This window comes from Pseudomonas sp. AC239, from assembly GCF_979258545.1.
Map to the genome: position 1 here is coordinate 4,225,224 of NZ_OZ409864.1, position 25,066 is coordinate 4,250,289.

The 25,066-nt window shown below is 61.8% G+C and carries 24 protein-coding genes; 3 read left to right on the forward strand and 21 right to left on the reverse strand.

The window, feature by feature from the left end; all coding sequences use genetic code 11:
- Positions 1-12: 12 nt before the first annotated feature.
- Positions 13-636 carry an isochorismate family cysteine hydrolase YcaC gene (gene ycaC, locus ACZ0AZ_RS19320; protein WP_016774080.1) on the forward strand — a complete coding sequence of 208 codons (624 nt, stop codon included), beginning with the start codon at positions 13-15 and terminating at the stop codon, positions 634-636.
- Positions 637-724: 88 nt separating this feature from the next.
- Here ycaC and ACZ0AZ_RS19325 read toward each other — a convergent pair whose 3' ends face one another.
- A complete protein-coding gene (locus tag ACZ0AZ_RS19325) occupies positions 725-2,152 on the reverse strand; it encodes a mechanosensitive ion channel family protein (RefSeq protein WP_073474277.1) in 1,428 nt (475 codons plus the stop codon).
- 108 nt (positions 2,153-2,260) lie between these two features.
- Positions 2,261-3,280 (reverse strand): alpha/beta hydrolase, encoded by a 1,020-nt coding sequence (locus ACZ0AZ_RS19330; protein ID WP_310215527.1) that lies wholly within the window; start codon positions 3,278-3,280, stop codon positions 2,261-2,263.
- Positions 3,281-3,515: 235 nt separating this feature from the next.
- Here ACZ0AZ_RS19330 and ACZ0AZ_RS19335 point away from each other — a divergent pair, with 235 nt between their 5' ends.
- On the forward strand, positions 3,516-4,415 hold the full coding sequence (locus ACZ0AZ_RS19335; protein ID WP_463537928.1) for a LysR family transcriptional regulator: 900 nt from the start codon (positions 3,516-3,518) through the stop codon (positions 4,413-4,415).
- 72 nt (positions 4,416-4,487) lie between these two features.
- Here ACZ0AZ_RS19335 and ACZ0AZ_RS19340 read toward each other — a convergent pair whose 3' ends face one another.
- Both ACZ0AZ_RS19340 and relB read right to left on the reverse strand, forming a co-directional pair.
- A complete protein-coding gene (locus ACZ0AZ_RS19340; RefSeq protein ID WP_463537929.1) occupies positions 4,488-4,757 on the reverse strand; it encodes a type II toxin-antitoxin system RelE/ParE family toxin in 270 nt (89 codons plus the stop codon).
- The gene (gene relB / locus ACZ0AZ_RS19345; protein ID WP_038862015.1) at positions 4,747-4,938 is read right to left on the reverse strand and encodes a type II toxin-antitoxin system RelB family antitoxin; all 192 of its coding nucleotides are present in this window, start codon (positions 4,936-4,938) and stop codon (positions 4,747-4,749) included. The genes ACZ0AZ_RS19340 and relB overlap by 11 nt, the downstream gene beginning before the upstream one ends.
- A 308-nt stretch (positions 4,939-5,246) precedes the next feature.
- Here relB and ACZ0AZ_RS19350 point away from each other — a divergent pair, with 308 nt between their 5' ends.
- On the forward strand, positions 5,247-6,044 hold the full coding sequence (locus ACZ0AZ_RS19350; protein ID WP_463537930.1) for a class I SAM-dependent methyltransferase: 798 nt from the start codon (positions 5,247-5,249) through the stop codon (positions 6,042-6,044).
- Between the two features lie 135 nt (positions 6,045-6,179).
- Here ACZ0AZ_RS19350 and ACZ0AZ_RS19355 read toward each other — a convergent pair whose 3' ends face one another.
- From ACZ0AZ_RS19355 to ACZ0AZ_RS19435, 17 genes are all read right to left on the reverse strand, one after another.
- On the reverse strand, positions 6,180-6,872 hold the full coding sequence (locus tag ACZ0AZ_RS19355; RefSeq protein ID WP_310408788.1) for a GNAT family N-acetyltransferase: 693 nt from the start codon (positions 6,870-6,872) through the stop codon (positions 6,180-6,182).
- 57 nt (positions 6,873-6,929) lie between these two features.
- Positions 6,930-7,721 (reverse strand): ChbG/HpnK family deacetylase, encoded by a 792-nt coding sequence (locus ACZ0AZ_RS19360; RefSeq protein WP_039762827.1) that lies wholly within the window; start codon positions 7,719-7,721, stop codon positions 6,930-6,932.
- Positions 7,693-8,880: a GNAT family N-acetyltransferase gene (locus ACZ0AZ_RS19365; protein ID WP_129999090.1), complete on the reverse strand. Its 1,188-nt coding sequence runs from the start codon at positions 8,878-8,880 to the stop codon at positions 7,693-7,695. Before ACZ0AZ_RS19365 ends, ACZ0AZ_RS19360 begins: the two co-directional genes overlap by 29 nt.
- A 4-nt stretch (positions 8,881-8,884) precedes the next feature.
- The gene (locus ACZ0AZ_RS19370) at positions 8,885-9,574 is read right to left on the reverse strand and encodes a GNAT family N-acetyltransferase (RefSeq protein WP_129999089.1); all 690 of its coding nucleotides are present in this window, start codon (positions 9,572-9,574) and stop codon (positions 8,885-8,887) included.
- A gap of 68 nt (positions 9,575-9,642) precedes the next feature.
- Positions 9,643-11,562 carry a hypothetical protein gene (locus tag ACZ0AZ_RS19375; protein ID WP_129999088.1) on the reverse strand — a complete coding sequence of 640 codons (1,920 nt, stop codon included), beginning with the start codon at positions 11,560-11,562 and terminating at the stop codon, positions 9,643-9,645.
- Positions 11,559-12,863 carry an oligosaccharide flippase family protein gene (locus ACZ0AZ_RS19380; RefSeq protein WP_039762809.1) on the reverse strand — a complete coding sequence of 435 codons (1,305 nt, stop codon included), beginning with the start codon at positions 12,861-12,863 and terminating at the stop codon, positions 11,559-11,561. Before ACZ0AZ_RS19380 ends, ACZ0AZ_RS19375 begins: the two co-directional genes overlap by 4 nt.
- Positions 12,860-13,861 carry a polysaccharide deacetylase family protein gene (locus ACZ0AZ_RS19385; protein WP_129999087.1) on the reverse strand — a complete coding sequence of 334 codons (1,002 nt, stop codon included), beginning with the start codon at positions 13,859-13,861 and terminating at the stop codon, positions 12,860-12,862. The genes ACZ0AZ_RS19380 and ACZ0AZ_RS19385 overlap by 4 nt, the downstream gene beginning before the upstream one ends.
- A 13-nt stretch (positions 13,862-13,874) precedes the next feature.
- Positions 13,875-15,011: a glycosyltransferase family 2 protein gene (locus tag ACZ0AZ_RS19390; RefSeq protein ID WP_125915897.1), complete on the reverse strand. Its 1,137-nt coding sequence runs from the start codon at positions 15,009-15,011 to the stop codon at positions 13,875-13,877.
- On the reverse strand, positions 15,004-15,972 hold the full coding sequence (locus ACZ0AZ_RS19395) for a glycosyltransferase (RefSeq protein ID WP_129999086.1): 969 nt from the start codon (positions 15,970-15,972) through the stop codon (positions 15,004-15,006). Before ACZ0AZ_RS19395 ends, ACZ0AZ_RS19390 begins: the two co-directional genes overlap by 8 nt.
- Positions 15,969-17,339, reverse strand: a complete 1,371-nt coding sequence (locus ACZ0AZ_RS19400; RefSeq protein ID WP_129999085.1) for an O-antigen ligase family protein — start codon at positions 17,337-17,339, stop codon at positions 15,969-15,971. Before ACZ0AZ_RS19400 ends, ACZ0AZ_RS19395 begins: the two co-directional genes overlap by 4 nt.
- Positions 17,336-18,427 (reverse strand): glycosyltransferase family 4 protein, encoded by a 1,092-nt coding sequence (locus tag ACZ0AZ_RS19405; RefSeq protein ID WP_463537931.1) that lies wholly within the window; start codon positions 18,425-18,427, stop codon positions 17,336-17,338. The genes ACZ0AZ_RS19400 and ACZ0AZ_RS19405 overlap by 4 nt, the downstream gene beginning before the upstream one ends.
- Entirely contained in the window at positions 18,424-20,016 is a 1,593-nt protein-coding gene (locus ACZ0AZ_RS19410; protein ID WP_039762801.1) for a GumC family protein, read from the reverse strand. The genes ACZ0AZ_RS19405 and ACZ0AZ_RS19410 overlap by 4 nt, the downstream gene beginning before the upstream one ends.
- A gap of 16 nt (positions 20,017-20,032) precedes the next feature.
- Positions 20,033-21,055 (reverse strand): polysaccharide biosynthesis/export family protein, encoded by a 1,023-nt coding sequence (locus tag ACZ0AZ_RS19415; RefSeq protein WP_129999083.1) that lies wholly within the window; start codon positions 21,053-21,055, stop codon positions 20,033-20,035.
- Between the two features lie 21 nt (positions 21,056-21,076).
- Entirely contained in the window at positions 21,077-21,724 is a 648-nt protein-coding gene (locus ACZ0AZ_RS19420; RefSeq protein WP_039762796.1) for a CpsD/CapB family tyrosine-protein kinase, read from the reverse strand.
- Positions 21,724-22,470, reverse strand: a complete 747-nt coding sequence (locus ACZ0AZ_RS19425; protein WP_110646483.1) for a sugar transferase — start codon at positions 22,468-22,470, stop codon at positions 21,724-21,726. The genes ACZ0AZ_RS19420 and ACZ0AZ_RS19425 overlap by 1 nt, the downstream gene beginning before the upstream one ends.
- Before the next feature lie 14 nt (positions 22,471-22,484).
- Positions 22,485-23,519: an NAD-dependent epimerase gene (locus ACZ0AZ_RS19430; RefSeq protein WP_310408808.1), complete on the reverse strand. Its 1,035-nt coding sequence runs from the start codon at positions 23,517-23,519 to the stop codon at positions 22,485-22,487.
- Positions 23,516-24,868, reverse strand: a complete 1,353-nt coding sequence (locus ACZ0AZ_RS19435) for a UDP-glucose dehydrogenase family protein (protein ID WP_463537932.1) — start codon at positions 24,866-24,868, stop codon at positions 23,516-23,518. The genes ACZ0AZ_RS19430 and ACZ0AZ_RS19435 overlap by 4 nt, the downstream gene beginning before the upstream one ends.
- Between the last annotated feature and the right edge of the window lie 198 nt (positions 24,869-25,066).

Consider the following 25,066-nt stretch of genomic DNA (forward strand, 5'->3'; position numbering starts at 1 on the left):
AGGAGTTTTGCCATGAGCGTTCCTTACAAGCGTCTGAACAAAGATGATGCCGTCGTCCTGCTGGTCGATCACCAGACCGGTCTGATCTCGCTGGTGCAGGATTTCTCGCCGAACGAGTTCAAGAACAACGTGCTGGCACTGGGCGACATCGCCAAGTTCTTCAAGCTGCCGACCATTCTGACCACCAGCTTCGACGCAGGTCCCAACGGCCCGATCGTGCCTGAGCTGCTCGAGCAATTCCCCGACGCGCCGTTCATTCAGCGTCCAGGCCAGATCAACGCTTGGGACAACGAAGACTTCGTCAAAGCGATCAAGGCCACCGGCCGCAAGCAACTGATCATCGCCGGTGTCGTGACCGACGTTTGCGTAGCTTTCCCGACCCTGTCGGCGATCGCTGAAGGCTTCGAAGTGTTCGTCGTGACTGACTCGTCGGGTACCTTCAACACCACCGTGCAACAAGCGGCGTGGGCGCGTATGTCCGCCGCCGGTGCACACCTGATGAACTGGTTCGCTGTGGCCTGCGAGCTGCAAGGCGACTGGCGCAACGACATGGAAGGTCTGGCGCATCTGCTGTCCGAGCGTCTGCCTAACTATCGCAACCTGATCAACAGCTACACCAAGTTCACTGCCAAGTAAGAAAATCGAAAGATCGCAGCCTTCGGCAGCTCCTGCATGGGAACGCATTCTCCCTGTAGGAGCCGCCGAAGGCTGCGATCTTTTGCTGTTAGCGTTTTTGCAACCAACCCAAGAAACCACCTTTTTTCACCGCCACCGGTTTGGCCATCAACGCGAGGCGACTGTTCTGCTGACGCACCGCCTGCAACTTGTTCAAGGCCCGGCCGACTTCGCTGCGCTTGTCCATGCACTCACGGGTCAACTGTTTGTCGAGACGATAAATGATGCTCGACGTCAGTGCTGTGAACGTCGCCTGCGACGGTGTATCGGCAAGAATGCTCTGTTCGCCCATGACTTCGCTCGGCCCCATGCGCCCGGCCTCGGTCTGGCCATTGCCGTCCGGCACCGTCGCGCTGACCACGCCCGTGGCGATCACGAACAGACTGTCCGGCACCTCGTCCAGATCCAGCACCACCTGACCGGCCGTGTACTGCTGCGCGACCATCGACTCAGCCAGGCGATCACGTTCCTCGCTGCTCAGCGAGCGGAAAATCTTCACCTCATCCAGCAACGCACGGGCGCGGCTCGACGGTTCGATCACGCCGTCGGGATGGCGCGAAATACCCGCCGCTTCGAGATGACGGTGGGCGAGGTCGAACAGTTGATTGCGCACTTCGCTCTTCTTGCCCAGCTCAGCGATGAAACCGCTGGCAACGTATTCCGACATGGTTTCGCCGGCTTCTTTGAGTACGGCTTTCGGCGCCGGGCTGAGCAACAGCGAACTGCTGCCCTGCAGAGTGCGATCAAGGGCATCCAATACCCGACGCGGACGAATGTGGTTCGGCACTTTGATACTGATCGAGACACCGTGCATGTTGCTCGGCCGGCTGAGATTGACGATTTTCGCCTTGGCCGCCACCGAGTTCGGTACTACGGCCATGGTGCCGGCGCTGGTCAGCAGGTGCGTGGCGCGCCAGTCGATATCGAAGACCTTGCCTTCGACGCCGTCGATCATCACCAGATCGTCCACCTGATACGGCTTGGTGGTGTTGAGGACGATGCCGGAAAACACATCGGCGAGGGTGCTTTGCAGCGCCAGACCGACCACGATCGCGACCACCCCGGAGGTGGCCAGCAGACCTTTGACCGGCAGCTCCAGCACGTAACCGGCCGCCGCGACAATCGCGACCAGAAACACCAGCGCACCGATGACATCCTGCAGCAAGCGACCGCTGTGACCGATGCGGCGCATCAGCGCCAGGCCGATCACTTCGGTCAGCACCCGTGCTGCGTACAACCACCAGAGAATCCCCAGCGCCGTCGCCCCCAGTTGTGCCACGCGATCATCAGCGAAAAGCGGCGCCTGCAACGGGCTGACACCGGCGTTGATCACCAGCGCGCTGAATGCCAGAAACAGTGCCAGACGCACACCGACTCGCGGCGCGCGATGGCTGAAGGGCGAGAAATGCCAGAGCGCGGCGTCGAGCAGCAACAGCACAGCGCTCCAGGACAGCAGGTGGGCGTAGAAAAGGGTCATGACCGAAGCTCCGCAATGGCTGCAAATGAAAAGATCGCAGCCTGCGACAACTTCTACTTTGGAATGCGTTTTCCTGTAGGAGCTGCCGCAGGCTGCGATCTTTCGCTTTTATGGATTCAGATGAGTCTTCAGTTCAGCCGCCGCTTGACGCACCGCCGCTTTGACTTCCGGAATCTGGCTCAGGGGATTGAGCAGGCCGAAGTCATGAATCATCCCGTTGTAACGCACCGAGGTCACCGGCACGCCGGCCGCATCCAGGTGCCGCGCATAGCCTTCGCCTTCGTCACGCAGCACGTCGAACTCGGCGGTCTGCACCAGCGCAGCGGGCAGGCCCTTGAGCTGTTCGGCGCTGGCGTTGAGTGGCGAGGCATGGATCTGCGCACGCTCGGCCGGGTTGGTTGTGTAGTTGTCCCAGAACCACTGCATCATGCCCTTGGTAAGGAAGTGTCCCTCGGCAAATTGCTGGTAAGAAGCGTCGTCGAATTGCGCATTGGTTACCGGCCACATCAACAGCTGGAAGCGCAGGGCAGGGGTTTTCTGCTCCTTGGCCATCAACGCCACGACCGCCGCCATGTTGCCGCCGACGCTGTTGCCGGCCACTGCCAGACGTTTGCCATCGACACCGATGTCTTTGCCGTGCTCGGCCACCCATTTCGTCGCGGCGTAAGCCTGATTGATCGCGGTCGGGTACTGCGCTTCCGGCGATGGCGTGTAATCGACATACACCGCAACAGCGCCAGAGCCGACCACCAGATCACGGATCAGGCGCTGGTGCGTCGGGAAGTCACCCAGCACCCAGCCGCCACCGTGGAAGAACATGAACACCGGCAACTCGCCCTTGACCTTGGCCGGGCGCACCACTTTCAGGTTGATGGTCTGGCCGTCGACCTTGATCGCCTTGTCGCTGACTTCCACGCCGGACAGATCAACCTTTACCGAAGCTTGGGCACCAGTCAGCACTGCACGGGCGTCCTTCGGGCTCAGTTGCTCCAGCGGACGACCACCGCCAGCGGCGAGGGCATCGAGGAACGCCTGGGTGTTGTGTTCGACGCCAGGACTGCCAGCGGCGAAAGCGCTGCTGACGGACAGGGCGAGGAGGGACGCGGCGAGGGTTTTCTTGATGCTCATGTTCAATTCCATTTTTGAATGTGTGATGTAGGAGCTGCCGAAGGCTGCGATCTGATCGTTCCCACACTCTGCGTGGGAATGCAGCCGGGGACGCTCCGCGTCCCAACGATCAGATGGCTGCCTTCGGCAGCTCCTTGTGTTCTGGGTTGTTTTCAAACCGTGAGCACAGATTAATGGGCTGCTGAAAAGCGAAAAAGCGGCTATAAAGCGTTTAACTGTCCACCAGAGAGTGACAATGAACCCGTTCGAAGACATGCGTATTTTTTGCCAGGTCATGGACTCCGGCAGCTTCACCGCTGCGGCCGATCAGTTGGGCCTGTCCAAGCAGTTCGTCAGCCGCCGTTTGATGCAACTGGAAGAGCGCCTCGGTGTGCGCTTGTTGAATCGCTCTACCCGCCGCCTCGACGTCACCCCGCTGGGGCAGAGCTATTACGAATCGGCGTTGCGCTTGCTCGCAGAAGTGGAGCAGGTCGAGCAGGGCATCGCCGGCGAAACCGCCGAGCCGCGCGGCACGATTCGCCTGAGCGCGCCGCTGTCATTCGCGGTGGCGCATCTGGGTTGTCTGCTGCCGTTGTTCCTGCAGCGTTATCGCGAAGTCACCGTCGAGGTCGATTTAAGCGATCGCCCGGTCGACCTGCTCGGCGAGGGCTACGACCTGGCCCTGCGCATCGGCGTACTGGAGGACTCGACACTGATCGCCCGGGGCATCGCCAGTATCGAGCGGGTCTACTGCGCCAGCCCGGCCTACCTCGCTGAACGCGGCACACCGCTCAAACCCGAAGACCTGCACAGCCATGACTGCCTGCCGTACGGTCACGGACGCTCGGTGCAATGGCGCTTCAACGAAGCGCCGGGCAAACCGGTACTGATCAACGTCGCCGGGCGCATGCGCGTCAACAACGGCGAACTGCTGCGAGATGCAGCGGTGCAGGGGATGGGCATTACCTATCTGCCGACCTTCATCGTCGGTGCGGCGTTGAAGGACGGGCGGCTGGTGCCGGTGCTGGATGACCTGCGCCCGGAGCCGCTGACCCTGTCGGCGGTTTATCCGCAGCATCGCCAGGCTTCGCGGCCGGTGCAGGCGCTGGTGGAGTTTTTGCGTGAGCGGCTTAACCAGAGTCATGTGAATCTTTGATAGTGGTGCCTACTGGGCAAACGGCGTGTTATCGATCGGGCGAACGTCACACCGTTTTTTCCTGCGATGTCTTTATGGATATTCCTGTCGGGTATGCAAAACGCTAATTATCTCGACTCGATCCGTCACCTCATAAATCACTACGTAGTTAGGATGTACAACGATTTCCCAGGTGCCGGGAGATCGACCTTTACGGTAGAGATGGGGATGAACGGAGAGTGAGGTTGTGGATTCTTCGATGGATTTCGAGAGACTCACTGCGGCTGCAAAGTTTCTCTCGCCAATGTATCTGAGGTTGTTCGAAAGATCGGCCTTGGCTTCGGGCCGCCACTCAATCTGCATCGGCCTTTTTTCGCATGGATTCGATCAAGGCATGCATGTCCGCCATCACGTCCTCATGGGGGAGACTCGGATGGGGATCATCTCTGGACGCCTGCACCTTGGCTCGCAACCAGCGATCATGACTGGCAGCCTGCTCGTCGTTTTCAAACCCTGAATCGTCGGGAAAGATTTTGCCGTCCATTGTGCCTCCGGGATCAATGCCTGGCAGTCTATTCGGTACAGGGATTGCTGTCGTCGTTGTCTGGATGAACTGCATCTGGGTCGAGCTCCATGAGTACTTGTAGTTCGTCAAATCCTAGCCTGAGCGCTTCCGACCGCCAACCGACGGAAGATGTAGGAAAACGGTTGGGGTTTCCCGAGTTCCTTCTTTTTTCTGTAGGACTCGCTGAAGAGGACTGCGCAGTGTGATTACAACATTGGAACAACCGCCACCCCGGGTCTGTTCTAGACTCACGCAGCTCAATCACGAGCCTCACCCGGAGTAGCGCCATGGAAGTGCCCACCCCCAAAACCGCGATCGAAAGCAATCGACAGGCGTGGAACGATTCTGCCCGTCATCATCAGGATTCGCCGGACTGGCAGGCAGTGCTCAACGATGTCGCGCAGGAAGAGTTTTGCTGCCTTGATGACACCTTGCGCGGCTTGCTGGACGTCGACGGCAAAGACGTGATTCAACTGGGCTGCAATAACGGTCGCGAGAGCCTGTCGCTGTTTGCGCTGGGTGCGCGCAGTGTGGTCGGCGTCGATCAATCCGCAGCCTTTCTCGCACAGGCCCGCGAGCTGAACAGCCGCTCGCCGCACACTGCCGAATTCGTCGAGAGCGACATCCACCATCTGCCCGCATCGCTGCATAACCGCTTCGACGTAGCCCTGATTACCATTGGTGTACTCAACTGGATGCCTGACATCGGCGAATTCTTCCATCATGTCGCGCAGGTGCTGAAGCCGGGCGGCAAACTGGTGATCTACGAAACCCATCCTTTTCTGGAAATGGTTGATCCGCAGGCTGAAGATCCCTACCGCCTCGCCAGCTCGTACTTCCGTGCCGAGCCGTTTGTGCAGGAAGAACCGATTGTATATGTCGGCAAGGTCGAGCAGCCGGCGGCGAAGTCGTACTGGTTCGTGCATACGCTGGGCGCGATCTTCAGCGGTGCCATTGGAGCGGGGCTGAGCATTTCGGATTTTCAGGAGTATGCGCATTCGAATCGGGAAGAGGTGTATGACTGCTACCTGAACCAGCAGGCGCAGATGCCAATGTGCTTTAGCCTGGTGGCGAGCAAGGCCTGAGAACCTTTTGCGACGGCTTGCCTCTTCGCGAGCAGGCTCGCTCCCACATTGGCTTCGCGTACGGCGACTATCCAGTGTTGGAGCGAGCCTGCTTGTGATGGCGGCCTTGCGACCGCCACATGTCACAAGATCGGATCAAGCCTGCGCCGCTGCACTCACCACTGGCCGTCCCGGTTTGCGCAGCGGGTCCAGGCGTGATCCTTCGTAGCGGGTTTCGCGGAAGAATTTCCAGCGGCCGAACAGGCAGTAAACGTGGGTCACCCGGCCTTGTTCCTGATAGCCCATGCGGATATGCAGTTTCAGCGCCGGGATGTTGTGGGTTTCGCAGACATCGACCACCTTGTTGCAACCTTGCGCCGCCATCGCTTGCCAGAGCGCAACCTGTACGTCCACCGACAGGCTGCTGCCGAAGTAGGCTCGGGTCATCTCGCCGCCGAATTCGAAAAACTCACCGGGTTTGACCGGGAAGGTGCAGCCGTAATAGTGGCGGTCGTGATAGTCGCGAATGCTGCCCCAGATAAAGCCCACGGCGTGGCCATCGGCGTCCAGGTACATGTGCCCGGTGTGGCCCTCGGCAGCCAGTTCGGCCATGGTGCCGACACGGTCGCCGAAGTGTTTGCTGAACGCCACGGCATTCTGCGCGGTGATGTCGACTTTGCGCAGGCCTTCATATGGGCGCAGTTTGTGCGGTGGCACCGGGCTGACCAGGTCGCGCTCCATCCACAGCAGTTCCCAGTGGAAGAACACGTAGCGTTTCCACAACGTACCGACGGTGCGGCCCAGGCCTTTCTGTCTGATGCGATCTTGCACTTTGGTGATGATGCTCATGATGCCCCTCCAGGGTCTTGGCCCGGATGTTGTGGTGAGTGTCGTTACAGCGGTGATTCATTCGAGCGCCGTGGCGCCCTGCGTTTCTTCTCGATTGAGGTCGGCATACGAGACTCGCGCAACGCCTCTCAAACCCTGTTCGAGGACCTCGCTCAAAGACTCGCCGGAGTCGAGATAGGCATCGCCGAAATCGACGCCGAGGCGGGTCGGGTGGGCAACGATTTCCAGCACGCCGTCGCTGGGGACGCTCGCGTTGCGCAGATCCACCGGGGTGCAGACGTAATCGGCGGTGAGCCGTGCCAGATTCTGCAGACGGCCATTAAGCAAACCTTTGAATATGCGCTTGGGCAGCGTGAGGTTGTGCCCAAGGTTGCGCGCCAGCCGGATCGGTACGCCTTGCTCGGCGGCAAACTTCGCGACGACTTCGCCGATCGGCCAGATGTTGTGGACGTGCTGGTGCGAGTCGATATGGCTCGGACGCATGCCGTGATCGACGCAGCGTTGCCATTGCGCCTGCAATTCGGCGCGCACCGCGTCCCGGTCTGCGCGACCCAGCCACAGGCTATGGCGGGGCAGGTTGAGGTCGAACACGCCGTTGCCATCGCAGAACGTTTGCCGCCCCAGGATCGCCTGGCTCAATGGGCGCCCATAGGTCAGGTTGAAGTGCAGGCCGATCCGCCCTTGCAGCGCCGGATGCCGAGCCATGGCGCAGGCAGCTTCGAACGCCGGCATGTTGGCCATGGCCGTGGCCGAGCTGATCAGGCCGGCCTGAAAGGCAGCAAAAATGACCGCGTTTTCATTGGCGCTGAGACCGAAGTCATCAGCGTTGACTATGACTTGGCGAGGCATGGCCGCCCTCCGGAGTGATTGCGACAGGTTGCACCAGCGCTGCAGGTTTTTTGTTTGCGCGCCTGGCACGCCATTGTTGTATGGCGGGCTTGCAGCGATACCAGATGCGCAGCGCCAGCCCCAGCGCCAGCCCACTTGGGCGCCACGAATAGAAACTCCAGCGCCAGTGTTCCAGTTGCCCGGTCATGCGTTCGTGCAGTTGATGGCTGGAGTTTTCCAGGCTGACCCGCGAGGCATCTATCCAGCGCCAGTGCTCATCCAGGCCCCAGCGAATCCATTCCTCCAGTAACACCCGGCCACTGCCCAGGTCGGCGTATTGCGGCAGGAATGCGAGGTTGTAATCGTAGAGCCGGCCCTGTTCGAGCAGGCCCAGGCGATAGCTGATGCAGCGGCCGTTCAGCTCAAGCATCACCACGCGTACCAAGCCTTGGCCGGCGAGGGCGGTGAAGGCGCGTTCGATCCATTGGCGACTGCGCGGCGTGGCGAAAATCCCGACGCCTTCATCGCCTTTCCAGCTCACCGCTTCGACTTCGCTGAGGGTCTGCAATAAAGCACCCATGCTCAGCGCATCCGGGGTGATCCGGCGGATCTGCGCACCGCACGCGGCAATCCGTTTGCGTGCCCGACGCAGTTTGTAGCGCGGGTCGCCGGAGATTTCCTGATGGTCGGCTTCGCTGATCAAATGCACCGGCACCCGGCAACTCAGGCGTCGTTCGGCCGTGGAACTGCGCGCCATCCATGCGGTGACGGCACTTTCTTCACCCGCAGGCTCCGACAATTCATTGAGTTGCAACAGCGCATGGGGCAGGCGCTGGCGAATCAGCACCAGCGCCTCGTGCATGTCCTCGCCGCCGAGCAGCGACAGCAAAGCCAGACGATCAGCCAGCGGATAACCCAAGTGATGCAAGACCCGAAACGGCACGCCGGCGAAGCGCTCGCGGCTGGCTACCAGCGGCAGGCACAGGCGTAGTTCTGCGGCTTCCCAACCGAGCAGAATGTACAGGTGCTGATCCTCGGCCAAAGCCTGTTCGGCCGCGCACAACCAGCCGAGATTGTTGAACGGCGTATGGTCGCTCACGCCCAGGCGCAGCGTTTCATACGCGGTTGCCGGGAAGTCGGCGGCGCACAGGGACGTGCGCCATTCGAATCGCATCACCATAGGTTCAGGCCGCCGTTGCGTTGACAGGTGGACGGGAAGTTTTACCCAGCGCCGCCAGGCGCGAACCGCTGTAGCGGGTTTCGCGATAGAAGCGCCAGCGACCGAACAGCGTGTAGATATTCATGATCCGCTGTTGTTCGGTATAGCTCATGCGCAGGTGCAGCTTGAGCGCCGGTATGTTGGTCGACTCACAGACATCGACCACTTTGCGGCAGCCCTGGGCGGCCATGGCTTCCCACAGGCGCAATTGCAGGTCCACCGACAGCTCCGTCCCCCAGTACGCCCGGGCCAGTTCGCCGCCGAATTCGAAGAACTCACCGGGTTTCACCGGGAACCGGCAGCCGTAGTAATGCCGGTCGAAATAATCGCGCGGCGTGCCCCAGATAAACGCCACGGCATCGCCTTGCTCGTCGACATGCATGTGCCCGGTGTGGCCCTCTTTGGCCAGTTCGGCCATCGTGCCGACACGGTCGCCAAAGTAACGCGCGAAAGCGCTGGCGTTGTCCGCCGTAATCCTGACCACGAGCAGTGGCGGATAGGGTTTGAGGCGGTGCGGCGGCACCGGGCTGACCAGGTCGCGCTCCATCCACAGCAGTTGCTGATGGGAAAAAATGTACAGTTTGCGGATCTTGCCCAAGGTCGCTCGCAGGCCTTTACGACGAATATGTCCGCTGAGTTTTTGCAAAACATCCATGGTCTCTTCTCCTGATGAGGGTGCCATGCGCGGCATCAAGCCCGCGCGGCAGAGCATCGAAGGGCGGCTCATGAAGCGCTCCAGCTCAGGGCAAACAGGGTTTGTCCCGGCAGTTCGAAACGCAGGCGCCCGTTGTCGCAGGCAAACGGTGCGTCGCGGCTGCGATTGTCGGCGCCGAAGTAACGCAGGGCGCCATGGTTCAGCGGGCACCTGGCGCCGCTCAGATCGACGCGTTGCAGGCGCGTCCCTTTGTTCACTCCGAGCAACGTGCGCTGCTCGTCGCCGGCCATCGCCAGCACATCCACCTCGAAGGCGTCGTTGTCCAGTTGCAGCACTTGGCGCAGCCAGTGGCGGGCGATGAATTGCTGGGCCAGACCGACCGGTTTCAGCTCGAAGCGATCCTCGCCCAATATGCGCAACATGCCTTTGGGGTATTGCGGCTCATCGGCGGCCTGAAACCAGTTGAGCATGCTCAGCAAACCGTCCTGCGAGGCGTTGATCACCACCGACGCCCACCACAGCGAGGTGTAGTGGGTTTCCTGATCGTAGGGGCTGAGGCTGGAGCCGCTCGAAAGGTTGGTCTGATCGAGCAGCAAGGCCTTGCGCGGCTGACCATTGGCGTCGAGGCCGACCAGTTCGGCGGCGCGGCGCACGCTGTCGCGGTAGACGCGGGTGGCGAGCAGATCGCGAATCATCCATTCATGCCAGGCCATTGCATCGACCTGATCGGCCGACTCGCTGAGCAGGCGCCGCGCCCAATCGATCCCGCGCTTGTCCGCCGCGTTATCGGCGAATGGGCCGTTGATCAGTCGCGAACTGGCCGGCATGGCGATGCGTACACCGGCGCGGGCGTTCGCCGGGTCGCTGCGCACCTGACGGGCCATGCTGGCGAAAATCGCCTGATATTGCTCATAGCTGGAGTAGTTGAGATTGGGCTCGTCGGCAAAGCCGATGTAATGCGTGCCGTTGCCGCCGAGGGCGCGAGTGCTCGCCAGCCAGGCGTCGAGGCCGCTGTTGCTCTGCACGTCGGCGCGCAGATCGGCCTGACGCTGACTGCCGGCCAGCAGGGTGATGTCGTTGCGGATGCCGAAGCGTTGCTGATAGACCCGGCGAAACGCGTCTTCGAACTGCGGATTCTGCGCCGTGACGTCGACGAAACTGTAATAGCTCGCCGCCGTCGGTTTCAGCGCATCGAGCAGCGCATGGCTGGCTGCGGGCGGCATCACGTAGGGCAGGGCGATGCCCAGATCCGGCGTGCGCCCAAGGACTTTGTCATGCAGTACCAGCCGCACATCTCCAACCTCTTCGCGCAGCGGTTGCAGTTGCTGCGGATTCTGCGCAAACAGATTGGCCGTGCCATCGAGCCAGAACGCCGCTTTGCCGCTGCCTTGCAGCTGCAGACGCCAGACTTGCTCACGCGGGCTGACCGGCAACGCCACCTGATCGAACTGCCAATAGGCGCGATAGGGTTTCAATGCGAGGGACAGCGCCTGGTGGTCGCCGACCCGCTGCGCCTGCAGTGCGGTGACGCCGCCATGGAATTTGCCGGCGAGCACCGCGTGCTCACCGGCCGCGACTTTGAAATACAGCACGTCGCCAATTTTGCTTTCGGCACTGAAATGCACTTTGGCCGGGGCAAACAGGGCGACGGTGCGCGCATCGTGTTCGATGCGGTAGTGGCGGAAGCTGTAGCCAGGAATTTCCAGCCGATAACTCGCCGCGCCGGGCAGCAGCGGCCAGCTCTGACTGCCACGGGTTTCGCTGGCCTTGATCAAGCGTTGGCCGAGCAATTTGCCGCGACCATCGAGCAGGTACAACTGCTCCTCGTTGGCATCCGCTTGCCACGCCGGGGTCCAGCGCACGGTCACGCTGTCGGGCTGATCGGTTTGCAGGAACAGACTGCCGTCCCGAATCTCGCCCCAGCGCATCGACGCCGCCAAAGCGTCCAGCGACAAGCCGAGACCGAACAGCAGGTACCAGCCTTTCATGCCGGCTTCCTCTGCAGCATCGACCACATCGGCAGCACGTCGCGGGGCAGGATGATCAGGGTTTGCCAGAACGGCACGCCGCTCAAACGGCAATACAGCACGAGCATGGCCACGGTGACTGCCAGATAGGCGATCGATGAGGCGGCAGCGGCGCCAACAATGCCGTAGGCCGGAATCAGCACCAGATTCAACGCCAGATTGAGCAGCGCCCCCAACCCCATCAACAACGACACCGTGCCGGGGCGATTCTTGCCCAGCAAGTCCAGGCGCAGAATGCTCGCGTAACACAGACCCAGCAGGCCCGGCAGCAACGCCAGCAGCGCCGGATATGCCGGTTGGTAAGCAGCGCCAAACAGAGTGACGATCAACCATTCGCCGATCACGGCCATGCTCAGGCAGGCGCCGAGCATTACCGTCGCGGTCAGGCGCAGCGCCAGCGGAGTGACCTTGTCCATGCCTTCATCCTGTTGCAGCAGGCGTTTCATCAGCGGTGTGGTCACCGCTTCGGGAACGATCAGCAGCAATTCGGCAGCAGCGCTGGCCATCGCGTAATGGCCCAGCGCGGTGCTGCCGAGCAGGGCGCCGATGAACAGGTAATCGGAGCGCAGAATCACTTGCTGGAACAGCAGATCGGGATGGCTGCGTGCGCTGTAGCGCAGCAGTTCGTTCTGGCTGGCGCGATCCCATTGCAGCTGCAACGGCTGCGCTCGCTTGAGCCAGACCCAACCGGCGAGCACCACCAGACTGATTCCGGCCAGCCAACTGATCAGCGCCGCCTCCAGCGCTGCGCTCTGCCACATCCAGAACAGCGCGACGAACAGCAACAGCGGCGCCAGCGATTCGATCAGGCGCAAGACGTTGAACGCGACCACGCCACCCGAGGCGTTGTGCAGCGTCAGCAGGCCGCTTTTCAACACGGTCAACGGCACCGCCAGCAGCAACAGCCAGGCGAGCAGGCCCAGTTGCATGGTCACGTCCAGTTGCGCGCCGAATTCGCGCACCAGCGCGACCACCAGCAACGTCAGCAAACCGGCAAGCAGACAACCGAACACCAGCACCTGGCTGAGCAGCAAACCCATCGGCCGCTGCTTCGCCGCCTGATAACCGACCGCCGAATTCAATCCGCCGCTGGTGGCGGCGCTGATCAGGTCCGGTAAAGTGCTGAGCAGGGCGAACAAGCCGCGCTCGCTGGGCCCGAGAATCCGCGCAAGCAACACGTTGCGCAGCAAACGCAGGGCGATCATCGCCAGTTTGGTGCCCATGCTCAGCGCCAGGTGCTTGAGGTAGTTGCCTCGGCTCATGGCCGCGCTCCCCGGTAGATCCGCCACGACAGCAATTGCGGATGGCGCGCGGTACGCTGGCTGACGCCAAAACGCGGCAGGTCCAGCGGGTCGCCGTCGCCGCGATAAATCCCGGTGCCGGTGCCCAGCGCAAACGGATAATCGTGATCGGCGACCTGCTGGCGCACGCGCTCATCGTTGTCGCCGTTGGGGTAGCAATACACCGGTAGAGGTCGGTTGCAGCCGTTGTTCAAGGCCTCGCGGCTGCGGCGGATTTCTTCGCTCAGGCGTACATCGTCGAGGCCGGTGAGGATCGCGTGGCTGGCGCCGTGCGGGCCGAACCGCACCAGCCCGGAAGCTTCCATCGCACGCACCTGATGCCAGTCCAGTGCCTGTGGCAGCGAGTCCTTCGGGCATTCGTCGGTGAGCTGTTCCAGTTCCTGCGGGGCCAGGCTTTTCAGCCCTTGCAGGTAATGCAGCAACGCTAGACTGCGGCGCTCGACATCAATGTCATCGAGCAGCACTGGCAGCGGATGTTTGTGCGCATGCAGGCATTCGATCAGGTGCATGCGTGCCTTTTCACCGTGGCTGCCCCAGAGGGTTTCGCCGAGGCTTTCCCACCAGAACCGTTGGCGACTGCCGATGAAATCGGTGGAGAGGAAAATGCTCGCCGGCACTTGATGTTTTTGCAGCAGCGCGAAGGCGTTGACGGCGTTGTCACGCCAGCCATCGTCGAAAGTCAGCGCCACCCGTGGGCGCTCGCTGCGCAGGGCGTTGGGCTGGAGAATTTCCATCAGCGGCACGCAGTCGAAATGCTTGCGCAGCCACACCAGCAAGTGCTCGAACGCTTTCGGTCCGACGCACAGTTCATTGCGGTGCGGCAGGTCGGCGGCGCGGTCGTTGGACAGCACGCGGTGCAGCATCAGAATCACCCCCGCGCCTTGCAACTGCTGACGACCCACGGGCGAGTTGAGATAGAGCCAGCCACTGGTGCTTTTTATCAGTTGTTTGATCGCCATGGCTTCGGTCCTCTTAACGGTTCTGTTCCGGATTCCACTGGGCATACCGCTGGCCGCGCAGGAACTGCCACAGGCCAAGACTCATCCCGGCGAGGGTGACCAGCAGAAACGCGGCGAGGCGGAACGGTTTCGGCAAGCGGTGTTGCCCATCCAGCAGCCCGGCAATCGCCACGCTGTAGCCGAACAATTGCGCGACCAGGCTCAGGCGATAGAAGCCGTGCTCGTCCCACAGCCAGCAATTGCTCAGCAGCAATGGCAGAAGCAGCACCGGCGCGAGGCGGCGGATCAGCTTGTGGCTGATCAACGCCAGGGAATACAGGCCATGCTTGAGCGGATTGAGCAGCTCGCGGCGCTGAGCCAGGCTTTGCAGGCCGCCGACGGTGACGCGCTGCCGGCGGCGAAACTGTTTGTCCGCCTCGTCGACGCCATGGTCGATAACCTGCGCTTCGGGCACGTAGACGATGCGCTTGCCGGCCACCGGTGCGCAGGTACTGATAAAGAAGTCGTCGTTGACTTCGGCCGGTACGTTCTGGAACAACTCGCGGCGCAGGGCGAGCAGGGCGCCGTCGGCCGAGACCATGCAGCCGGTACGGTTCTCGACCCGGCGCAACCAGCCTTCGTAATGCCGATAGAGGCTGTCGCCGACGCTCAAGCCGCCACCGGTGACCGGGATCACCATGTGCCCGGCACAGGCACCGACCTGCGGGTCGCTCAGCGGCGCAAGCAAGTGGCCGAGAGTGTCGCGCGACCATTGGTTATCGGCATCGGTGAACACCAGAATGTCGCCGGTGCTCAGGGCCGCGCCGGCATTCAACGTGGCCGCTTTGCCCTGACGCGGCAGGTCGAGCACGGTGATGCGCGGATCAATCACTTTGTGCGCGCAGGCCACGGTGTCATCGGTAGAGCCGTCGCTGGCAAGAATGATCTGCAACGTCGCCGGTTGATAATCCTGGGCCAGCAGCGTGCGCAACTTGTGCTCGATATGCCGCGCCTCGTTGTGCGCAGCGATGACGATGCTGACGTGCAGCGGCGGTGCCGGCGTATGTCGCCACGCCGGAAACAGCGGCGCGAGGATCGTCAGCAACAGCGGGTAGCCGACGTAGGCGTAGACCGGCAGCAACAGGCACATCCAGAAAATGAACTCAGCCACGGGCAGGCCTCCTTGCGTTCCACTGACACAGACTCAGGATGAAAGCGGCCCCGGCCAGGTGCAGGCGCAGCCAGTGCAGGCCCCACAGTTGCAGGGTCAGAAGCGGATCACGGTGCTTGAGACTCTGGCGAACGCTGAGGATCAGACCGGGAATCACGGTCAGCGCGACCATCACCGCAGCGTGATGAGGAAAACCGTCGAACAACGCGGAAATTGCCAGGAAATCAAGGAGCCAGATCAACAGCGACAGCATCGGGAAGCGCAGCAGGCGCAGACTCATGCCATGGGTGCGCAGCAGTTGCAGGTGGCTGCCCTGACGCCACATTTCTTTGCCCATCCATTCGCGCCAGTTCATTTCGTAACCCCAGTGCAGGGCGACGAGGTCGTTGACCGACAGCAGGCGCGCACCGTGTTTGTGCAAGCGCAGGGTGAATTCCTTGTCTTCGCCAGTGCGCAGGGCCTCGTTGAAACCGCCGACCTTGTCGAACCATTCGCGACGCATCAGCAGATTGGAACTGGGCAGCCAATCGACGCTGTGGCTGACGCGGTGCGACGCTTGCGAAGTGCGGCGCTGCCAGGCCGTGGCGAACCATGGCGCCTCGGCCGGGGTGTGCAGGTCCAGGCCGAACACATCGGCCTGGCCACTGGCTTCGATGTCGAATAACGGCTGCAACCAGGTTTCCGGCATTTCAACGTCGGCGTCGATGAAGGCCAGCCATTCGCCGCTGGCGATCGTCGTGCCGCGATTACGCAGCGCGCCGATCAACAGCCCCGGCAAACTGAGCACGGTTGCGCCGAACTGCCGGGCAATGTGCGGGCCCTGGTCGCTCGAGCCGTTGTCGACCACGATCAGCTCGCACTCGACATTGGCCGCGTGTGCAGCTTTTTGGGCGGCGAGCAGGGTACGGCCAATGTGCCGCGCCTCGTTGTACATCGGAATGACGATGCTGATCCGCTTCATGTCTGCGTCTCCGTAGTCAGTGGCGCCTGCTCGGCCTTGACGCGCAGCACGCTGGTCAGTGCCAGCATGATCCACACGTACTTCTGGTTCGGCGCGCTGAGGAACATCAGGAACAGGGTCAGCGACAGAAAGCTCACCCCCAGGTGGGTCATCATGTCTGCCCGATGTTCATCACCGCGCAGCATCCACGCCGCCCGCGCGCGGATCAGGTTGTACAGACCGAGCCCGAGCATGCCGACGAAAAACAGCCCGGCGGGCACCCCCAGTTCGCTGAAGATTTCCAGATAGGTGTTGTGAGCGCGGCGGTACAGGTCGCCGATCTTGCGGTTGGCGGAAAACGCCTTGGCGTAACCGGTGGTCGCGTAATGCAGCGGAAAAGTGCCGGGGCCGGAGCCGAGCACCGGGTGCTCGCGGATCATCTGGCTGCCGACGACAATGTAGGAAGCACGCCGGCCGAGGGATTCGTCCTGCGCCTTGGAGCCGGCGCTGAGGATGCTCAATGACTGGATCCGCGCCATGTAACCGGCCGGCATGGCGTAGATCGCCAGCGGGATCACGATGGCCGCACCGAGCATGACGAAGCCCAGGTGCCGTGGACGGATGTGGGTCAGTTGTGCGCGGTAGTGCCAGATGCCGATGAGCAGGCTCAACGCCAATACCACCAGCCCGGACCGCGATTCGGTCTTGGTCATGCCACCCAGCAACAACAGGCAGCAAGCGCCCCAGAACAAGCGGTGCAGCAGGTTCGGGCTGCGGATCACCAGCAGCAGTCCGAGAGGAATGGCGAAGGCGATGAGCATGGCGAAGGCGTTGGGGTCTTCGAGCAGGCCGGCGGCGCGCCCCTGATCCTGAAACTTCGCCGAGAACATCGCCATGGCGCAGGTTGCGGTGACGGCAAGGGTCACCAGCCGGGCGAACAGGTCGAGGTTCAGTTCGCGGCCGATCAACAGGGTGATGACAAAAAGTACGAGGCCGACGCTGAGTTCGCGCAGGTGCCCCAGCGACATGCCCATGTCATCGGTATTGAGCAGGCTGAGAAAATACAGAACCATGAAGCCGATCAGGCAATGCCAGAGGTTGCTGCGCAGGCGTTGCGACGGAATCTGATGCAGCGCCAGTTGCAGCATCACGATTACCGCCAGCGAGGCGCCGAGCAACTTGCTCCCCGACACCGAGCTGTCCTTGAAGAAACCTTCGAACGGCACCAGCGCGGCAATGCCGAGCAGGCCCCAGGTCGGCTTGCGGTACAGGACGGTAAAACCGACCAGGCCAATCACCGCTCCCGGAGCCAGATAAGGCCAGGGACTGGCCAGCAAACCCAAGCTGACCAGAGCAAACAGACTGACGATCGAGAGCGGGAAAATCATGCGCGTGTCTCCCGTGCCGTGTGGATGTAGAGCTGCGACCAGCGTTCGGCCAAAGCCTTGAGGTCGTAGCGCTCCTGTTGGGTGCGTCTGGCGTTGTCGCGCAACTGCGCGGCCAGCTTCGGTTCGGCCAGCAAGGTGTCGAGCTGGCGGGCGAGGGCGGCGGTGTCCGTCGGCGCGGCGAGCAGGCCGTTGTGGCGGTCCTGCAAGACATCGGGAATGCCGCCGACCGCGAACGCCACCACCGGCACGCCGGCCTGCATCGCTTCGAGCAGAATCATCGGCGTGCCCTCGGTGCGCGAGCTGATCACCAGCGCATCGAGTTGCTGCCACCAGCCTTGCATCGCCGTCTGGTAGCCCGGCAGGCGAATCCGCTGCTGCAAACCGGCAGCATCGATGCGCGCTTGCAGGGCCTCGCGTTCCGGGCCGTCACCGAGCATCACCGCGTCCAGTTGCGGATGCTGATGACACAACGCGATCAGCGCATCAAGGAACAGATCCGGACCTTTCTCGCTGCTCAACCGACCGACGTAACCGGCCAGCCAGCGTTGCCGATCTGCCACCGGCTGCATCGCCGGTGCTGCTGGCAAACCGTTGGGAATCACCTGCAACTTCTCCGCCCGGACGTTGGCCTTGAGGTGCAGCGTGGCGATGCTTTGCGCCACGCAGACCACCCGTTTCACCGACGCCGTGCGGCACAGTTGCAGGCTCAGCCAGGTGTAGAACTTCTGTTTGCGGCTGCGCGGCGTGAAGCCGTGTTGAGTGATCACCAGCGGCAGGCGCAACAGCGTGGCGCTGACCCAGCCGAACAGCAGCCCTTTGAAGTTGTGGGTGTTGAGCAACGGCTTGTCGCCCCGGCGCTGACGCAAGTGCCGCAACAGCTCGCCCAGCCCGGCACAACCACGGGCGTCCACCCCAGCCTCACGAAAGCGCGCGATCAGTTCCGGCGGTGCGTCGAGGAACAGCACCTGGTGCTGCCCCGGCGTGGCCAGGCAATGATCCAGCAACATCCGCTCGGCCCCGTAGAAGCCGCCGCTGCTGAGCAAATGAATGATCGGCAGGGCGACGATTGGGGTGGACACCGCGTTCAATTGCGCACCCAGTGAACCAGGCTCGGCATGGTCCAGTTCTTGTGCGGATTGCCCGGCTGCGACGTTTCTTCGTTGAGCACCAACAGCACTGGCAGGCCCAGCTCATGGCTGATTTGCGCCGGATGCTTGAAGCGGTGATCGAAGAATTCACGAACGTAGACGAAGGCGATCGCCAGCAGCAGGCCGGTGAACAGCCCGAACGGAATGATCAGCAGCGGTTTCGGGAACGCCGCCTCGGTCGGTTCGAACGGTGGGCTGAGCACCCGGGCGTTGGACAGGTCATCGTTGAGCGAGCGCGTGGTGCTGCTTTCGGCGAAGCGCTGGGCATAGGTCGAAAACGCTGCGTGCAGCGCATCGATCTCGGTGTCCATCTGACGCAGTTTGCTCTGAGTCTGCTGCAGGTCACGGATGCGGCTCTTGAACTCGGCGATACGCGCGGTTTTCTGCTCGATCACCTGCTTGACCACGGCCAGGTCGGCGGTGCGTTCCTGGATGCGGTTGCTCACCACTTTGAGAAACTGCTGACGGGTGCGGGCGATCTGTTCGCGAGTCAACAGCATCGGCTCGCTGCCGGGCTGGAATACCGCCAGATCGTTCATGTAACGGCTGACCTGGCTGGTCAGTTGCTCGCCCATCTGTTTGATTTCCCGATCCTCGAACGCCACGTTGTCGACGGTGGTGGTGAAGGTGTAGGGAAAGGTGTAGTCGTTGAGCTTGCTGCTGCTGGCGGCGGCCAGCGCGGTTTTCAGATACTCGAGCCAACGCTGGCTTTGCAGCAGGCGATCCTGATACAGGTTCAGCGCCTGTTCTTCAGTGTTGATTGCATTGAGACGGAAGGTGATTTCTTCCTTCGGATCCGCCGCGCCAACATTTTCCAGCAGTGCTTGGCGGTTACCTTCCAGGCCATCGAGACGCACTTGGTACTGGTGCTTTTTGGTCTCGTAGAACGACTGCGGCAAATCGATCGATTGCAACGCCTGACGGCTGACCAGATAGTTCTGCAGCAGGGCGCTGACGAACGTCGTGCCTTGGCGCGGATCCGGGAAGCTGTAAGTGATCGAGATCACGTTGGAGCCGGGCAGGGTTTCGATTTTCAGGCTGTCGACGGCTTGCTGGGTCAGGGCGTCGAGGGTGGTGTCACGCACCGGATCGGTTTCCATGCCGAGCCCGTTGCGTAACGGGTTGATCACGTACTCGCGCAGCGGTGTCGAGACATAGCGCTTGAACGGTTCGCCGAGCAATTTGGCGAACACCCCAGGTGGCGGGCTGTATTCACCGTTGTCGCGCAGTTCGCTGATGGTCTGGCGGATCAGCGCTGGCGAGCGGAGGATGTTGCTCTCGGTTTCCATGTCCGCCAGTGACGGTGGAATGAAGGTCGCGTTGTCCACCGTGAGCGACGTGGTGGCGTCGCCCTGAGAGAGTTTTTTCGACTGCACGATGACCTGCGCGGTGATGTCGAAGCTCTGTTTGAGCAGCAGCGGCAGGAGCAGGGCGATGACTGCAAAGGTCAGGAAGACGCGCTTCACCAGTTGCTTGTTGGCGAAGAAAATCCTGAAGAACTCATGCAGGTAGTTTTCCTTTGGGTTCATGTCGGTCACCTGTGAGTTAGTTGTCACTGTCTTTGTTGTCGACGCGGTAGCCGAAGCTGAAACCGACGCCCTGGAACAGCACCACATCAGCCAGTTGGCGGGCGAGTTCGCCGGCGCTGGCCAGTTTGGTTTTTGGCACGTAGAGCATGTCGTCCGGTTGCAGGTAAGCGATTTGCGGGGCATCGCCGGACAGGGCTTTTTCAACGTCGTAGCGCACGGCTTTCACCTGATTGCCGTTGCGCCGCATGATCACCACCGAATCCAGCCGCGCCTTGACGTTGGTGCCGCGCGCCAGGGTCAGCGCCTCGAGCACCGACACCGGCCGGCGGATCGGATACGAGCCCGGTTGTGCGACTTCACCCAGCACGTAGATCTCGTTGCCGGCGGTGGACTTGAGCAGCACGTCCACGGTCATGCGGCCCGGCAGTTGCGCGTACTTTTTGTTGAGGAAGGATTCCAGTTGATTGACGGTCATGCCTTGCAGCGGCACGGCGCCGATTTCCGGAAAACTCGCGTAGCCGTCAGTGCCGACGGTGATCTCGCGGCTCATGCCGGTGGCCGGGTGATTGAGGGCGCTTTTCAGGTTCTGCTCGTTGCTCAGCGGGCTGATGATCTGCACGGTGAGCTGGTTGCGGTTGGGCTGGAACAGCTGTTTGCGCTGATAGACGCGCTGGATTTCCTGGCGTGCTTCTTCGCTGGTCAGCCCGGCGATTTTCACCGAGGTGTTGGCGCCCGGCAGCTCGATGGTGCCGTCGGGCAGCACCAGCTGGTTGCCGTTGAGCTGGCTGGCGGCGGTGAAATTCAGGCCGATCTGGTCGCCCGATTGCACGCGGTAGGCGTCCGAGCCGCTGGTGCTGATATGGAAGATCACGTCCAGCACATCCTGCGGGCGCAGGGTCTGCTCGATCTTCGGCATGTCGGTCGCCTGGGCGTTGGCCGGGGAGGCGGTGAGAATATTCACCGGCATGTTCTGGGTGTCGGAATTGCTGGAGCAGCCCGCAAGCGGCAGCAACAGCAGGACAAGCATTCTGGCGTTCATGGCGTCATCCTTTGCGTTCGCTTACAGGTTTTTGTAAAGCCATTTGGGCATGTAGTACTTGCGCCGGTTGAACACGCTGCCGACCACTTTCGCCCCGGCCTGGGTCAGGCGTTGCACAGCAGCCTGGGCGACTTCCCAGCGGGTGTCTTCGGCGCGCACGACAAACACCACGCCGTCGACCTGAGTGCTGATGACCAGGGTGTCGGCGGCGGAGTACACCGCGTCGCCGTCGATCACCACGAAGCGGTACTGGCTGCCCAACTGGTCGAGCAACGGGCTCAGGCGCTCGGCGGTCAGGTGTTCCAGCGTGCGGATCGGCCGGCCGTTGGGCAGCACATGAAAGGGCAGGCTCGAAACCTGCACCACGCAGTCCTGCAACAGCGGCGGGTTGTCCGGGTTGAACAGCAGGTCGCGCAGGCCGCGCTCCTTGCCGAGGTTCATCTGCTGGGTAAGGTTGTTCGCCGACTGGCTGGCATCGACGAGCAGCACCTGGCCGCTGCTCATCTGTGCCAGTTGACTGGCCAGTGCCACAGCGCTGGTGGTGGTGCCGGCGCCGGGGTTGGCGGCGGTCAGGAACAGAATGCGCAGGTCGAGATCCAGCACGGTCGACGTCAGATTCGATTCGCTGGGGCTGGCGATACTCAGGCTTTTATTGGTTGAACCGTCCATTAGCTTGCTCCGTGGCCGCTGAATACTTTGAAGGGGGTTTTCAACAGAATCTTCAGATCAAGCAGAAGGCTCTGCTCGGCGATGTAGCTGAGGTCCAACTCAACGCGCTGGTCGAAGTCGATGTTGCTGCGTCCGGAGATCTGCCACAGACCGGTCATGCCGGGGTAGATCGCCAGACGCGCGAGGTGATTGTCCTTGTAGCGATAGGCGTTGAACGAGGTCGGGCGAGGGCCGACCAGGCGCATGTCGCCGGTCACCACGTTGATCAGGTTGGGCAGCTCGTCGAGGCTGGTGCGCCGTAGAAAGCTGCCGATGCCGGTGACGCGCGGGTCCTTGTCGATCTTGAAGTCGATGGCGTCCGCGCCGTGCTTGTTCAGGTGGCGCAGCGACTCTTTGAGTTCTTCGGCGTTGCTGACCATGGTGCGGAACTTGAACATGCCGAACTTGCGCCCGCGATAACCGGTGCGTTTCTGCACGAACAGCACCGGCCCCGGGCTGGTGAACTTGATGGCCAGGGCCAGACCCAGCAGCACCGGCGAGATCAGCACGAGAATCGTCAGCGCGCCGAGGCAGGCAACCACGCGATTGGTCCGCGACAGCTGCCATGGGCGGCCGCCATCGCGGCCGCTGAGCCAGCCGCGACCCTGACGATGGATCGCCGCGTCGAGGCGCATGCGATGTTCCGGGTCGACGCGCTTGTCAGGGCGCATCTGTGCAATCGACACACTTCTTTCATGTCCAGTCATGGCGTCCTCCGCATTCAATCAGCCGCAAGCGGCGCACGGGCAGTGGGGTAGTAGTTGCGGAACCAGGCGATGAAGCGGCCCAGTCCTTCATCCAGTTCTATCCGGGGCTGGAATCCGGTGGCCTGGGCCAGATCGCTGGCCTCGGCGCAGGTGTTGAGCACGTCGCCCGGTTGCAGCGGCAGCAGCTCGACGATGGCTTTGCGATCGAGGTGTTTTTCCATGAGCGCGAGGTAGGTTTTCAGTGCGACCGGTTGCTGCCCGCCAATGTTGAACAGGCGCCACGGCGCCATGCTGCTGGCGGGGTCGGGCTGTTCGCGATCCCACTGTGGGTTGGCTTGCGGTGGCTGATCGATGAGGCGGGCGATGCTTTCGATGATGTCGTCGATGTAGGTGAAGTCGCGCTGGTGCTCGCCATAATTGAACAGCTTCAGCGGCTCGCCTTCGCTGATCGCCCGGGCGAACTGGATCGGCGACATGTCCGGCCGGCCCCAAGGCCCGTACACGGTGAAAAAGCGCAGGCCGGTGCAGGGAATGCCGAACAGATGGCTGTAGCTGTGCGCCATCAGCTCGTTGGCTTTTTTGGTCGCGGCGTACAGCGACAGCGGATGATTGACGCCATCCTTGACCGAGTAAGGCGTGTGCTGATTGGCGCCGTAAACCGAACTCGACGAGGCATAAATCAGGTGCTCGACCGGATGGTGGCGGCAGCTCTCTAGAATGTTCAGGAAACCGTTGAGGTTGCTGTCCAGATACGCCCGTGGATTGTCCAGCGAATAACGCACCCCGGCCTGCGCGGCCAGATGGATCACCACTTGTGGCTGCTCGCGGGCAAACAGCGCGTCGATCGCCGAAGCGTGGGCCAGATCCACCGTGGCCAGCGGAAAATCGCCCACCTGCTCGCGCACCCACTGCACGCGGTCGTGCTTGAGCTGCGGGTCGTAGTAGTGGTTGAAATTGTCCAGGCCGACCACCGAATGCCCGTCGCGCAGCAAACGCAGGACGCAATGGGCACCAATGAAACCGGCGGCACCGGTCACCAGAATCTTCATGGCCGCAGCCCTTCAGGGGCGATGTGACGCAGGCCGATGCCGCTGTAATGCAGGCCGGCGGCGGCGACCTGTTCCGGGTTGTAAAGGTTGCGCCCGTCGATGATTACCTTCGAACGCAGCTTCTCGGCGAGCAGCTCGAAATCGACCACACGGAAGTTTTTCCACTCGGTGCAGATCACCAGCGCGTCGGCGTCTTCAAGGGTGTCGTCGCGGGTCGCGCACAAGTGCAGGTCATTGCGATAGCCGTAGATGCGCCGGCACTCGGACATGGCTTCCGGATCGTAGGCGTGCACGCTGGCGCCTTCGGCCCACAACGCGTCCATCAGATAACGGCTCGGGGCTTCGCGCATGTCATCGGTATTCGGTTTAAACGCCAGGCCCCAGACCGCAATGGATTTGCCGGCCAGGCCTTGCGGAAACTGCGCGCGCAATTTGCTGAACAGGATGTGCCGCTGGCTGTCGTTGACGTCGGTGACGCTGCGCAGCAGTTTCAGCGGCATGCCGTTGTGTTCAGCGGTGTGCAGCAGGGCCCGCAGATCCTTGGGAAAGCACGAGCCACCGAAGCCGCAGCCCGGATAAATGAAGTGGTAGCCAATGCGCGGGTCGGAACCGATGCCTTTGCGCACCGCTTCGATGTCGGCGCCGAGCAGCTCGGTGAGGTTGGCCAGTTCGTTCATGAAACTGATGCGGGTGGCGAGCATCGCGTTGGCTGCGTACTTGGTCAGCTCGGCGCTGCGGTTGTCCATGAACATCAGTTTTTCGTGATTGCGGCAGAACGGCGCATACAGCTCACTCATCTGCTCGCGGGCAGCGTCGTCGCGGGTGCCGATGATGATCCGGTCCGGGCGCATGCAGTCGGCGAGGGCGCTGCCTTCCTTGAGAAATTCCGGGTTCGACACTACGCGCACCTGCAGCGCGGTTTTGCCGCGCTGCAGCAACTCGCTGGTGGCCGTCGCCAGAACCTGATCGGCAGTGCCGACCGGCACCGTGGATTTGATGATCAGCGTGCGATCAGCCTCCATCAGGCCGGCAATCTGCCGAGCGACATTGAGCACATGGCTGAGGTCGGCAGAGCCGTCTTCGTCCGCCGGCGTGCCCACAGCGATGAAAATCAGCTCGGCGTGAGTCACCGCATCGCTGGCCTGGGTGCTGAACAACAAGCGCCCGGCCTTGATGTTTTCTTCAAGTGTCGCGGACAGGCCTGGCTCACTGATTGGCGGTACCGCTTGTTGCAGTTGTTTGATCTTGTTCGGATCAATATCAATGCATAAAACCCGATGGCCGACATCGGCAAGTGCAGCGGCTTGTATAAGTCCGACATAGCCAGTGCCAAATACGCTCACGTCCATCTGCGCACCCTCGATAAAACGAAAAAAGAAGTTCGGGAGAAGTTGGTTAAAGGGGTATAGCGCAGGGTTTGAAAAGCGTGTCAGCAAAATGACATGTTGCACGGGTATAACACTTGAGGCGTTTTTGGCGATTGGCCATCAAGTCATTGCTGCGATTGGATTTGTTGTTTTTTTGCAGATTTGTTCAGATTCAATTTA

Bases quoted from the DNA above. Each gene is read 5' to 3' on its own strand.
- ycaC (WP_016774080.1), top strand. From the start codon at position 13: ATGAGCGTTCCTTACAAGCGTCTGAACAAAGATGATGCCGTCGTCCTG.
- ACZ0AZ_RS19325 (WP_073474277.1), bottom strand. From the start codon at position 2,152: ATGACCCTTTTCTACGCCCACCTGCTGTCCTGGAGCGCTGTGCTGTTG.
- ACZ0AZ_RS19330 (WP_310215527.1), bottom strand. From the start codon at position 3,280: ATGAGCATCAAGAAAACCCTCGCCGCGTCCCTCCTCGCCCTGTCCGTC.
- ACZ0AZ_RS19335 (WP_463537928.1), top strand. From the start codon at position 3,516: ATGAACCCGTTCGAAGACATGCGTATTTTTTGCCAGGTCATGGACTCC.
- ACZ0AZ_RS19340 (WP_463537929.1), bottom strand. From the start codon at position 4,757: ATGCAGATTGAGTGGCGGCCCGAAGCCAAGGCCGATCTTTCGAACAAC.
- relB (WP_038862015.1), bottom strand. From the start codon at position 4,938: ATGGACGGCAAAATCTTTCCCGACGATTCAGGGTTTGAAAACGACGAG.
- ACZ0AZ_RS19350 (WP_463537930.1), top strand. From the start codon at position 5,247: ATGGAAGTGCCCACCCCCAAAACCGCGATCGAAAGCAATCGACAGGCG.
- ACZ0AZ_RS19355 (WP_310408788.1), bottom strand. From the start codon at position 6,872: ATGAGCATCATCACCAAAGTGCAAGATCGCATCAGACAGAAAGGCCTG.
- ACZ0AZ_RS19360 (WP_039762827.1), bottom strand. From the start codon at position 7,721: ATGCCTCGCCAAGTCATAGTCAACGCTGATGACTTCGGTCTCAGCGCC.
- ACZ0AZ_RS19365 (WP_129999090.1), bottom strand. From the start codon at position 8,880: ATGGTGATGCGATTCGAATGGCGCACGTCCCTGTGCGCCGCCGACTTC.
- ACZ0AZ_RS19370 (WP_129999089.1), bottom strand. From the start codon at position 9,574: ATGGATGTTTTGCAAAAACTCAGCGGACATATTCGTCGTAAAGGCCTG.
- ACZ0AZ_RS19375 (WP_129999088.1), bottom strand. From the start codon at position 11,562: ATGAAAGGCTGGTACCTGCTGTTCGGTCTCGGCTTGTCGCTGGACGCT.
- ACZ0AZ_RS19380 (WP_039762809.1), bottom strand. From the start codon at position 12,863: ATGAGCCGAGGCAACTACCTCAAGCACCTGGCGCTGAGCATGGGCACC.
- ACZ0AZ_RS19385 (WP_129999087.1), bottom strand. From the start codon at position 13,861: ATGGCGATCAAACAACTGATAAAAAGCACCAGTGGCTGGCTCTATCTC.
- ACZ0AZ_RS19395 (WP_129999086.1), bottom strand. From the start codon at position 15,972: ATGAAGCGGATCAGCATCGTCATTCCGATGTACAACGAGGCGCGGCAC.
- ACZ0AZ_RS19400 (WP_129999085.1), bottom strand. From the start codon at position 17,339: ATGATTTTCCCGCTCTCGATCGTCAGTCTGTTTGCTCTGGTCAGCTTG.
- ACZ0AZ_RS19410 (WP_039762801.1), bottom strand. From the start codon at position 20,016: ATGAACCCAAAGGAAAACTACCTGCATGAGTTCTTCAGGATTTTCTTC.
- ACZ0AZ_RS19415 (WP_129999083.1), bottom strand. From the start codon at position 21,055: ATGAACGCCAGAATGCTTGTCCTGCTGTTGCTGCCGCTTGCGGGCTGC.
- ACZ0AZ_RS19420 (WP_039762796.1), bottom strand. From the start codon at position 21,724: ATGGACGGTTCAACCAATAAAAGCCTGAGTATCGCCAGCCCCAGCGAA.
- ACZ0AZ_RS19425 (WP_110646483.1), bottom strand. From the start codon at position 22,470: ATGACTGGACATGAAAGAAGTGTGTCGATTGCACAGATGCGCCCTGAC.
- ACZ0AZ_RS19430 (WP_310408808.1), bottom strand. From the start codon at position 23,519: ATGAAGATTCTGGTGACCGGTGCCGCCGGTTTCATTGGTGCCCATTGC.
- ACZ0AZ_RS19435 (WP_463537932.1), bottom strand. From the start codon at position 24,868: ATGGACGTGAGCGTATTTGGCACTGGCTATGTCGGACTTATACAAGCC.